Consider the following 2561-nt stretch of genomic DNA (forward strand, 5'->3'; position numbering starts at 1 on the left):
CTGCTGAAATTGCTTTCCTTTAAAATGATTCATCGTCATTCCTCCTGCTATCTTTTTCTATTATTCTACCTTATTTGATAGTAGATTTAAAACTTTGCAACAGAACCCAAAAACTCTTCCAAGTCCTTGAGGGAACGCTCTGCGATTGCCTCATAACGCTCCTTCTTGTCACGGATCCGCGGTCCATCCAGCTCCTTGATGATGCCAAAGTTGACATTCATAGGCTGGAAGTGCTTGCTTTCTGTGTGGGTGATGTAGAATGGCAGAGCTCCGATAGCTGTTGTTTGCGGGAAGATGACCGGCTCTTCGCCATGGAAGCGGCGAACAGCATTGATACCGGCAACTAAACCAGAAGCTGCAGACTCAACATAGCCTTCTACTCCTGTCATTTGACCTGCAAAGAACAGATTTGGATTTTTCTTGGTCGCAAAGGTCTGTTCCAATAAGTTTGGCGAATCCATGTAGGAATTGCGGTGCATAACGCCGTAGCGGACAAACTCAGCATTTTCGAGTCCTGGAATCATCTGGAAGACCCGCTTCTGCTCGCCCCACTTAAGGTGAGTCTGGAAGCCAACAATATTGTAAAGGCTACCTGCTGCGTTATCCTGACGGAGCTGGACAACTGCGTAAGGTGTCTTGTATTCGCCGTCACGAGGTCCCTTGTAGTCTTCTGGGTATTCCAAACCAACCGGCTTCATTGGGCCATAGAGCATGGTTTTGATGCCGCGTTTGGCCATTACTTCAATCGGCATACAGCCTTCAAAGTATTTTTCTTTTTCAAAGGAGTTGAGCGGTGCTTCCTCAGCTGAAATCAAAGCTTCATAGAAAGCGGTGAACTGTTCCTTGTTCATCGGAGCATTGAGATAGGCAGCTTCTCCCTTATCATAACGGGACTTGAGATAGACCAAATCCATGTTAATGGTCGAGCTATCCACAATCGGTGCTGCCGCATCGTAGAAGTAAAAACCGTCGCCACCATTAAGAGCGTGAATCTTCTCTGCCAGGGCGTCAGATGTCAAAGGTCCCGTCGCAATAACTGTAATCGCATCTTCTGGAATCTCTGTAATCTCGCCACGAATGACCTCAATCAGTGGGTGGTTGTGAATCTCATCCGTCACCGCTTGGGAGAAATTCTCACGGTCCATGGCCATGGCACCTCCAGCAGGAACACGGTGAGCCTCTCCAGCACGCATGATAATGGAATCCAAACGACGCATTTCTTCTTTGAGAAGACCGACAGCGTTGGTCAAACTATCACCACGGAATGAATTGGAACAAACCAACTCCGCAAACTTGTCCGTCTTGTGCTGGGGCGTTGGTTTGACACCACGCATCTCGTAGAGTTTGACAGGAATACCACGCTTGGCAATCTGATAAGCCGCTTCTGAGCCAGCCAAGCCAGCTCCGATAACGTTAATGTGGGTTTGAGACATGAAACTAATACCTCTAGCCAGAATATCTGACTACTGTTTGGGAATACCCCAAAACAGAACCTTTCTAAATTTTATACCTATCTAGTATACCAGAAAATGGCTAGAAAAGACAAAACTACCTTCATTGAAATGAAAGTAGTTTTGTTTTTTACATAATATATTTTATGTATATCATTTGCTGTTCTATCGCTTATTTACAATAGCTCCGCTATATCTCCAACAACCTCAAAATTCCAACCAAGTCTCCTATAAGAGTCGATTTCTTCCTGACTATACGGGAAAGTATTCAGCAAAATGGAATCCATTCCCAATTCATGAGCAATAGCTATATCGGATGTCAAATCATTACCAACCATAACCGTTTCCTCAACATCAAGATTATTTTCCTCTAAAACCAGTTGAAGAAATGCTGGTTCAGGCTTCTTCATCTTAAAGTCAGAAGAGATATAAATTTTTTCCATCAAATCCGCACAACCTGTCTGTTCAATTTCTGCCCGAGTAAAAATTCGTTGAGCATTGGAGAGAATAAATAATCGCGCTTTTCTATCCTTTAATGTCTGTAGACTAGTTAGGGTATTTTCATAAGCCTCTAACTTTTCACGTGAAAGCACGCGGAAAATCGTGGCTACTACTTGCCCAAAAGTCTCTAAATCAGTCGGCTTATTGGTACTTTGGTTTTCATTTGGTGCATCCGTTAATAGACGAATGAAGATTGTTTCTAAATCAATTTCGACATATTGATAACTCACTGTTTCCGCGAGAGATCTCTCTGCCTCTTCTACAAAACGATGATAGGCATTTTTCAACTGGCGCGGTCGATAGGAACAACCAAAAGCATTGTAAATCTGTGTTAGCTGATTCCAGACCTCTAGTTTATTCTCATCTGTACGAATATCAACCAATGTACCATAAAAATCGAAGATATAGTTTTTGTAACTTTTCATGTCTTTCTCCTAATCTTTAGACAGCATTTTTTATATTATACCCCACAACGAAAACGTTTGCAATAGTAGAACGAAAAAACGGCTCTATAATTTCTGTAGTGGGTAAATCCACCATGGAAATTATGGAGCCTTTTTGAGTATAGAAAAAAGTCCCATATGACCTATAATGAAAAGTGTTCAACCA

2 protein-coding genes are annotated in these 2561 nt (G+C 42.5%); both read right to left on the bottom strand.

Features of this window, described 5'->3' with window-relative positions; all coding sequences use genetic code 11:
- Positions 1-86 precede the first annotated feature (86 nt).
- Entirely contained in the window at positions 87-1433 is a 1347-nt protein-coding gene (gene trmFO / locus NOL38_RS10325) for a methylenetetrahydrofolate--tRNA-(uracil(54)-C(5))-methyltransferase (FADH(2)-oxidizing) TrmFO (protein ID WP_277942081.1), read from the bottom strand.
- Positions 1434-1627: 194 nt separating this feature from the next.
- The gene (locus tag NOL38_RS10330) at positions 1628-2377 is read right to left on the bottom strand and encodes an HAD family hydrolase (RefSeq protein WP_277942082.1); all 750 of its coding nucleotides are present in this window, start codon (positions 2375-2377) and stop codon (positions 1628-1630) included.
- Positions 2378-2561: the final 184 nt, after the last annotated feature.

The sequence above is a fragment of the Streptococcus suis genome, assembly GCF_029616525.1.
GTDB lineage: Bacteria > Bacillota > Bacilli > Lactobacillales > Streptococcaceae > Streptococcus > Streptococcus suis_AF.